The sequence below is a fragment of the Streptomyces sp. NPDC056503 genome, from assembly GCF_042794995.1.
GTDB lineage: Bacteria > Actinomycetota > Actinomycetes > Streptomycetales > Streptomycetaceae > Streptomyces.
The window spans coordinates 68422-76535 of sequence record NZ_JBHTST010000025.1; the positions used below are offsets into that span (position 1 = coordinate 68422).

An 8114-nucleotide genomic window follows, 5' to 3' on the forward strand; every position below is an offset into this window, starting at 1 on the left:
GGGCCGTGGCCTGGCGCGGCGCGGGGCGGTGGCCGGCACCTCGTACGCTGGCATGCCGGGGCCGCATCCCCGTTCCCGTCCTGACGAAGGAGAACCACCGTGCTCGTGCTGCTGCCGCCCTCCGAAGGCAAGGCGTCCTCCGGACACGGGGCGCCGCTCAAGCCGGAGTCGCTGTCGCTGCCGGGGCTCGCGGAGGCGCGGGCGGCGGTCCTGGACGAGCTGGTCGAGCTGTGCGCCGCCGACGAGGAGAAGGCGCGCGAGGTGCTGGGCCTGAGCGAGGGGCTGCGCGGCGAGGTCGCCAAGAACGTCGGGCTGCGCACGGCGGGCGCCCGCCCGGCCGGGGAGATCTACACCGGTGTCCTGTACGACGCGCTGGGCCTGGCCACGCTGGACGCGGCCGCCCGGGAGCGGGCCGGGGCCTCGCTCCTCGTCTTCTCCGGGCTGTGGGGCGCGGTGCGGGTGACGGACCGGATCCCGTCGTACCGCTGCTCGATGGGGGTGAAGCTGCCGGGGCTCGGCGCGCTGGGCACGCACTGGCGGGGCGCGATGGCCTCGGTGCTGCCGGAGGCGGCCGGGGACGGGCTGGTCCTCGACCTGCGCTCGTCGGCGTACACGACGGCGTGGAAGCCGAAGGGCGAGGTGGCGGCGCGGACCGCGACGGTACGGGTGCTGCACGCGCCGACCCGGAAGGTGGTCAGCCACTTCAACAAGGCGACGAAGGGCCGGATCGTCCGCGGCCTGCTGGAGTCGGGCGCGGCCCCGGGCACCCCCGGGGAGCTGGTGGAGGTGCTGCGGGGGCTCAGGTACGTGGTGGAGACGGGCGCGAAGGCGGGGGCCCTGGACGTGCTGGTCGACGAGATCCACTGACCCTGCCGTTGCGCACCGCGCAACGCTCGTTGCGCGTACTGGTGGTGCCGGTCAGGATGAGGTCATGTCCAGCACCCCCGGTCCCTTCGCGCTCGCCCCGCACGCCCCCGTCGTCCCCGTCGTCGTGGTCGAGGACGCCGCCGACGCCGTCCCGCTGGCGCGCGCCCTGGTGGCCGGCGGGCTGCCGCTGATCGAGATCACCCTGCGCACCCCCGCCGCCCTCGACGCGGTCCGGGCGGTCGCGGCCGAGGTGCCGGACGCGGTCGTCGGCGCGGGGACGGTGGTCTCCGCGGCCGGCGCGGCGGACGCGGTACGGGCCGGGGCCCGGTTCCTGGTGAGCCCGGGGTGCTCGGGGCGGCTGCTCGGGGCGCTGCGGGAGTCGGGCGTGCCGTTCCTGCCGGGCGTCTCGACCGCCTCCGAGGTGCTCGCGCTCCTGGAGGAGGGCGTCACGGAGCTGAAGTTCTTCCCGGCCGAGGCGGCGGGCGGCGTGGCGTACCTGAAGTCCCTCGCGGGACCGCTGCCGCAGGCCCGGTTCTGCCCGACGGGCGGCGTCTCGGCCGCCTCGGCGCCCGGCTACCTCGCCCTGCCCAACGTGGCCTGTGTCGGGGGCACCTGGATGCTGCCGCCGGACGCGCTGGCCGCCCGCGACTGGGACCGCGTGGAGGCCCTGGCGCGGGAGGCGGCGGCGCTGCGCACCCCTACGGCCGGGGCGTGAACCGCACCCCGAGGTGGTCGGACACCGGGCGGTAGCCGAGCCGCTGGTAGAGGGCGTTGCTGGTGGGGTTGGCGAGGTCGGTGAAGAGCAGCACCTGCGCGGCACCGGAGGCGAGGGCGACCCGGCTGACGGTGGTGGTGACGCCCGCGGCGTAGCCACGGCCGCGCTCGGCGGGCGAGGTGTAGACGAGGTGGACGCGGGCCTGGCCCTCGATGGCGCGGGAGACGGCGGCCATCGCCACCGGGCGGCCGTCGGGGTCCTCCCACACGTGGAGGCGGCCCTCGGTGATCCGCTCGGTGAGGAAGTCCGTGTAGTCGTCCTGCGGCTCGTAGCGGTGGACGCGGGCGAAGTCGGCGGTCCAGTCGCGGAGCAGCGGCAGGTCCGCCGTGCTCGCGGGCCGGGAGCGCCCGGCCGGCGCCGGGTCCCGCGGGGTGAGCTCGCCGAGGCGGAAGAGCCGGATGCCCATCACGGGCTCCCAGGGGAGCTCGGTGGCACCGGCGTACGCCTCCACCGCCGCCGTCTCCCCGCGCAGCGTGGCCGGGTCCGCGCCGTCCGGCAGGACCAGCGCGGCGGCCGCCTCCACGGGCACCACGCCGAAGGTGAGGACGGCGGGCGGGGACGCGGCGAGGACACCGGTCACGGCACCGTCCGGACCGGCCCACCACCCGAGGAGCTCCGCTCCGTCCATCATGGTCAGCACGGCCGTGTTGCGGGCCGGTTCGGCGGCGAGGTGCGCACCGGCGGCGGCCGTGAACGCGCCGAGGTCATGGGTGAAGTGCCAGCTCATACCCGGATGGTGACGGGCGGACGGCTCTCCGCGCCAGGGAATTGTCCGGCGCGCGCCCGCCGCTAGCGGCGGAGGTGCGAGGTGTCGTTGAGGAGGCGCACGGAGGCGTTGCCGTCGGCGTAGTAGGCGACGGCGGAGAGCGAGGCGGCGGACAGCTCCATCTTGAACAGGGACTGGGGCGGGGCGCCGAGGGCCAGTCTGACCAGGGTCTTGATGGGCGTGACGTGGCTGACGAGGAGGACCGTGCGGCCCGCGTGCGCGGCGGCGAGCCGGTCGCGGGCGGAGGCGACGCGGCGGGCCACGGCGGCGAAGCTCTCGCCGCCGCCGGTGGGGGCGGCGGTCGGGGAGGCGAGCCAGGCGTCCATGTCCTCCGGGTACCGCGCGCGGACCTCCGCGAAGGTGAGGCCCTCCCAGGCGCCGAAGTCGGTCTCGCGGAGCCCCGGTTCGATCACGACGTCGAGTCCCAGGCGGGCGGCGACGGTCTCGGCGGTCTGGCGGCAGCGGGTGAGCGGCGAGCTGACGATGTGCCGGATCGTGCCGCGGGCGGCGAGCGCGTCGGCGACGGCGGCGGCCTGGCGGTGGCCCGCCTCGGAGAGCTCGGGGTCGGAGCCCCCGCTCCCCGAGAACCGCTTCTCGGGGGTGAGCGCGGTCTCCCCGTGCCGGAGCAGCACGAAGGTCGCGGGCGCGGCCATGTCGGGCGCGGGCGCCTGGGCCGGCGCGGATGCGGCTGCCTGGGCGGGGAGGGGTGCCTGCGCGGGCGTGGCGGGCGCCTGCGCGGGTGCCTGCGCGGGTGTGGCGGGCGCCTGGGCCGGCGCGGCGGCCGACAGGGCCTCGCGGGCGCGGGCCGCGCCCGCCGTCGCGTCGCCGGGCGGGCCCGAGGGGGGCAGGACCGCCGCGACCCGGGCCGCGGCCGTGTCGCGGGGGGACCACTGCTCGCCGCGCTTGCCCGCGTCCATCGCCTCGTTGGCCAGGCGGTCGGCGTGCTTGTTGCGTTCCCGGGGGATCCACTCGTAGGAGACCCGGTCGGACGGGAAGGCGCGGGCCGCCTCCGCCGCCAGCGGCTTCATGTCGGGGTGCTTGATCTTCCAGCGGCCGGACATCTGCTCGACGACGAGCTTGGAGTCCATCCTGACCCGGACGGTGGCGTCGGGCGCCAGGTCCAGGGCGGCGCGGAGTCCCGCGATGAGGCCCTTGTACTCGGCGACGTTGTTGGTCGCGACGCCGATGTACTCGGCGGCCTCCGCGAGGGTCTCGCCCGTGGCCGGGTCGAGGACGACGGCGCCGTAGCCGGCGGGCCCCGGGTTGCCCCGGGAGCCGCCGTCCGCCTCGACCACGAGCTCGCGCATTACAGGCCGGACTCCGCCGTGCGGACCAGGATCCGGCGGCAGTTCTCGCAGCGGACGACCGCGTCCTTGGCGGCGGCGCGGACCTCGTTCAGCTCGGTGATGTTGAGCTCGATGTGGCAGCCCTCGCACTTGCGCTGGTAGAGGCGGGCCGCGCCGACGCCGCCCTGCTGCCCGCGGAGCTTGTCGTAGAGCTTGAGGAGGTCGGCCGGGACGGTGCCGGCGACGACCTCGCGCTCCTTGGCGACGGTGGTGGACTCCTCGTCGAGACCGGCCTGGGCCGTGTCGCGGCGGCCGGTGGCGTCGTCGACCTTGGCCTGGACGGCCTCGACCCGCTCGGTCAGCTCGGTGACGCGCTCCTGGGCGGACTCGCGGCGCTCCATGACCTCCAGGACGATCTCCTCCAGGTCGCCCTGGCGCTTGGCGAGCGAGGTGATCTCGCGCTGGAGGCTCTCCAGGTCCTTCGGGGAGGAGACGGCGCCGGAGTCGAGCCGCTGCTGGTCGCGGGCGGCGCGCTGGCGGACCTGGTCGACGTCCTGCTCGGCCTTGGTCTGTTCGCGGGCGCAGTCGCTCTCCTCGGTCTGCGCGGCGACGAGCAGGGCGCGCAGCTGGGTGAGGTCCTTGGTCAGCGCCTCGATCTCCGCGTGCTCGGGCAGCGTCGTGCGCTTGTGGGCGAGCTGCTGGAGGCGGACGTCCAGGGCCTGGACGTCGAGGAGGCGGATCTGGTCGGCGGGCGCGGCGTTCAGTTGGGGGCTCCAGAGGAAGTGTGGTGGGAGGACCAGGGGTCGGTGACCGTCTTCGAGACGTGGACGCGGAGGTCCCAGCCGTGGCGGTCGGAGATCTCGTCGAGCTGGGCTGCGGCCAGCTCGCACCAGGGCCATTCGGTGGCCCAGTGGGCGGCGTCGACGAGGCCCAGCGGGGAGTGCTGGGTGGCCTCGGAGACGGGGTGGTGGCGGAGGTCCGCGGTGAGGAAGGCGTCCACCCCGGCGGCGCGCACCGCGTCGAAGAGGCTGTCGCCGGAGCCGCCGCTGACGGCGACGCGGCGGACGGTCATGCCGGGGTCGCCTGCGACCCGGACGCCCTGCGCGGTCGCGGGCAGCCGCTTCGCGGCGCGCGCGGCGAACTCGGCGAGGGTCTCGGGGTGGTCGAGCTCGCAGATCCGGCCGAGGTTGTTCTCGGGGACGAGCGGGCCGGTGACGCGCAGGTCGAGGGCGCCGGCGAGGGCGTCGGAGACGCCGGGGTCGGCGGTGTCGGCGTTGGTGTGGGCGACGTGCAGGGCGATGTCGTGCTTGATCAGGGTGTGCACGACGCGGCCCTTGAAGTGGCCGGCCGCGACCGTCGTCGTCCCGCGCAGATAGAGCGGGTGGTGGGTGACGATCAGGTCGGCCCCGAGGGCGACGGCCTCGTCCGCGATCTCCTGGACGGGGTCGACGGCGAAGAGGACGCGGGTCACCCCGGCGTCGGGGTCGCCGCAGACGGTGCCGACGGCGTCCCACTGCTCCGCCCGCTGGGGCGGCCAGAGGGCGTCGAGCTCGGCGATGACTTCAGACAGACGGGGCACGGAGGAAAGGCTACCTGCCCTCCGTGCCCCGCCGTCCGGCTCCGCCCGTGGTCCGGGCCCGCCCGCCGTCCCGGCCCGCCCGTCGTCCCGGCCCGTCGTCCCGGCCCGCAAACAGTCCGGGGACGGTCCGGGGACGGTCCGGGGACGGTCCGGGGACGGTCCGGGGGGCCGGTCCCCTACTTCTTCACCAGGTCGGCGCGCAGGTCGTCGAGGACGCTGTTCGCCGCGGTGACGCCGAGGCCGAGGTACCAGGTCTCGTCCGGGACGTCCTTGGCCTGGCCGGCCTTGACGGCCGTGAGGTTCTTCCAGAGCGGGTTGCCCTGGGCGGCGTCCTTCTTGGTCGCCTTGGCGTCGCCGTACACGCCGGTGAAGATCCAGTCGGCGTCGGCCTGGTCGATCTTCTCCGGGCTGACCTCGACGGCGAGGTCGTCCACCTGCTGGTTCTTCGGACGGGGCAGGCCGGCGTCCTCCAGGATGGTGCCGATGAACGACGCCTTCGCGTAGAGGCGGATCTTGCCCGGGAGGTAGCGGACCATCGAGATGGTCGGCTTGTCCGCGCCGATGTCGGTGCCGAGCCGCTCGGCCTTGGCCTCGTACGCGGCGAGCTTCTCCTTCGCCTCCGCGGTCTTGTCGAGCGCGGCGGCGTTGAGGAGGTAGTTCTCCTTCCAGGTGAAGCCCGGGCGGATGGAGAAGACGGTCGGCGCGATCTTCGACAGCTCGTCGTACTTGTCGGCGGCGCGCAGCTGGCTGCCGAGGATGAGGTCGGGCTGGAGGTTGGCGATGGCCTCCAGGTTGAGGTTGTTGATGGTGCCGACCGACGTGGGGCTGCCGGCGTCCTTGGCGAGGTAGCCGGGGATGCCGTCGTCGCCCTCGGAGGGGGCGTAGCCGACGGGCTGGACGCCGAGGGAGACGACGTTGTCGAGCTCGCCGACGTCGAGGACGACGACCCGCTTCGGGGCGGCCTTGAGCTCGCTCTCGCCCATGGCGTGGGTGAGCGTGCGGGGGAACTGGCCGGGCTTGGCGTCGGTGCCCAGGGCGGCGGTCTTGGCGGCGGCGTCGCCGAAGTCCTTGCCGCCGACGGCGACGTCCTTCTTCTTCGTCCCGTCCTCCTTCTTGGCGGCGTCGGACGAGTCGTCGCCGCCTCCGCAGGCCGCGAGGGAGAGCGCGGCGGCGAGGGCGACGACGGCGGCGGTGCCGCGGCGGCGGAAGGACATCGGGAGGGCTCCTCTTCGATGGCGGACGTCGAGGTGGGACGGCGGTACGGGGGTTCCCGAGCGGAGTCACAGGATCCGCTTAGGTTCGCCTTACCTTACGTACCCCTGGCCCCGTCAGCACAATCGGCCCCCTCCGCTCAATCGAACCGGCGCACCGCCATCCTTATGTGTGAAGTGCGGGGGCTCGTGTTGTTCGGCTGGAAGTGCGAAAACTAGCTTCGTGGCCGGAGGTGACGAGGCGATGACAGCGTGTGCCATCGAGACCACGGCCGAGGACGACGACCACCAGGGGACGGCCGTCCACCCCCCGGCGGGCTTCGCGATCACGGCGAACGGCGCCTACGCGGCCCGGCTCGCGGGTTCCGGGGACGCCCTGTACGCGGAGCGCTGGACCCTCGACGGCCCGGAGCCGTACGCGGTGCCGCTCCCGCTGGACCAGCCGGAGGAGAGGGACACCCGGCTGCTGCCGCTCGCGGACGGGCGGGTCCTGGTGTGCCGCCGGGTGGACGGGCGGCGCCACACCTTCTCGCTGCTCTACCCGACCGGCCCCGGCACCGGCGAGCTGCGGCTCGGCTCGGTGGAGGCGCCCGGGCCCGGGCGGGTGGAGCTGCTGCCGCCGTCCCCGGACGGCATCTGCGCCTACGCGCGTCACACCGGCCCGGAGTCCACCACGCTCTGGCTGGTGGCGGGCGGGGCCTTCGGCCCGGAGCGGGTCGCGGAGATCCCGGGCCACTGCGCGGGCGGCATCTGGCTCGACCGTACGGGGCGGATGCTGGCCCTGGACCGGCGGCTCGGCGACGGGCCGGTGAAGACGGTCGCGGTGGACCTGGAGCGGGGCGGCGAGGTGTCGCCGCTGCTCCAGATCACCGAGGCGAGCGACGACCGGCTGCTGCTCGCGGACCCGGACAGCGGGCTGCTGCTGATCCGTTCGGACGCGCCCTCGCCGGGGCACGAGCGGCTCGGCTGGGGGGTGCTGGGGAGCATGCTGCCGGTGCGCTTCCCGGAGTGCCTGCGGCTGGACGACGCGGCGGTGACGCCCTTCGCGGTCCAGCCCGGACAGGTGCTGATGCCGGAGACCTGCGGGGTGGCGCTGCGGATCGACGCGGCGAGCGGCAGCTGGGTGGGGCTGTGGCGGCCCTCGGGGCGGCGGATGCACCAGGTGGCGGCACCGCCCGGGTGGGTGGCGGGGGCCGGGGCGTGGTCGCCGGAGGGCGTCCTGCGGCTGCCGTGCTCGACGGAGGAGCTGCCGTGCGCGCTGGCCGGCCTCACGGTGCCGGAGGAGCCGGAAGCGGAAGCGGGCCCTTCGCCGGAGGAGGCGCGGCCGCGCGCGTTCCGGCCGGTTCCGCTCCAGCAGGCGCCCCTGACGGACCGTAAACCCGCTGGTTAGACTCACCGCCGCAGTACCGCACGCACAGGCAAGTCAACGGGGTGAGTACGACCATGACGGACGACAGCACGCAGACCGTGGAGGAAGCGCAGGGCACGGGGGCCGGACGCCACCGCGGCTCGGCCGCGCCGGCGGAGGAGCCCTCCTCCGCCCCGCACGGCCGGCACCGCCGCGAGGCGGAGTAGGCGCCGCCCCGCGCGCGGGGGGGGGGGGGTTGCGATCCGCACCCCGCCGCGCGCG

9 protein-coding genes are annotated in these 8114 nt (G+C 75.2%); 4 read left to right on the plus strand and 5 right to left on the minus strand.

The annotated features are described in order from the left end of the window. Positions 1-99: 99 nt before the first annotated feature. Positions 100-867, plus strand: a complete 768-nt coding sequence (gene yaaA / locus ACFQ8C_RS10785) for a peroxide stress protein YaaA (protein WP_383454609.1) — start codon at positions 100-102, stop codon at positions 865-867. 64 nt (positions 868-931) lie between these two features. After that, positions 932-1582 (plus strand): bifunctional 4-hydroxy-2-oxoglutarate aldolase/2-dehydro-3-deoxy-phosphogluconate aldolase, encoded by a 651-nt coding sequence (gene eda / locus ACFQ8C_RS10790; protein WP_383454610.1) that lies wholly within the window; start codon positions 932-934, stop codon positions 1580-1582. Here eda and ACFQ8C_RS10795 read toward each other — a convergent pair. The 5 genes from ACFQ8C_RS10795 to ACFQ8C_RS10815 all read right to left on the minus strand — a co-directional run bounded on the left by ACFQ8C_RS10795 (position 1566) and on the right by ACFQ8C_RS10815 (position 6487). Then, positions 1566-2369 carry a GNAT family N-acetyltransferase gene (locus tag ACFQ8C_RS10795; RefSeq protein ID WP_383454613.1) on the minus strand — a complete coding sequence of 268 codons (804 nt, stop codon included), beginning with the start codon at positions 2367-2369 and terminating at the stop codon, positions 1566-1568. The two genes, eda and ACFQ8C_RS10795, sit on opposite strands and share 17 nt — an antisense overlap. Positions 2370-2431: 62 nt before the next feature. Continuing rightward, positions 2432-3715 (minus strand): bifunctional RNase H/acid phosphatase, encoded by a 1284-nt coding sequence (locus tag ACFQ8C_RS10800; RefSeq protein ID WP_383454615.1) that lies wholly within the window; start codon positions 3713-3715, stop codon positions 2432-2434. Next, positions 3715-4458, minus strand: coding sequence for a zinc ribbon domain-containing protein (locus ACFQ8C_RS10805; RefSeq protein ID WP_383454636.1), 744 nt, complete (start codon positions 4456-4458; stop codon positions 3715-3717). Before ACFQ8C_RS10805 ends, ACFQ8C_RS10800 begins: the two co-directional genes overlap by 1 nt. Next, positions 4455-5273: a Nif3-like dinuclear metal center hexameric protein gene (locus ACFQ8C_RS10810; RefSeq protein ID WP_383454618.1), complete on the minus strand. Its 819-nt coding sequence runs from the start codon at positions 5271-5273 to the stop codon at positions 4455-4457. Before ACFQ8C_RS10810 ends, ACFQ8C_RS10805 begins: the two co-directional genes overlap by 4 nt. Positions 5274-5449: 176 nt before the next feature. After that, positions 5450-6487, minus strand: a complete 1038-nt coding sequence (locus ACFQ8C_RS10815) for an ABC transporter substrate-binding protein (RefSeq protein WP_383454621.1) — start codon at positions 6485-6487, stop codon at positions 5450-5452. A 241-nt stretch (positions 6488-6728) separates the two neighbouring features. On the opposite strand from ACFQ8C_RS10815, the gene ACFQ8C_RS10820 reads away from it, so the two are divergent. Further along, a complete protein-coding gene (locus ACFQ8C_RS10820; protein WP_383454624.1) occupies positions 6729-7874 on the plus strand; it encodes a hypothetical protein in 1146 nt (381 codons plus the stop codon). A 53-nt stretch (positions 7875-7927) separates the two neighbouring features. Next, positions 7928-8059, plus strand: coding sequence for a hypothetical protein (locus ACFQ8C_RS10825; protein ID WP_383454626.1), 132 nt, complete (start codon positions 7928-7930; stop codon positions 8057-8059). Positions 8060-8114: the final 55 nt, after the last annotated feature.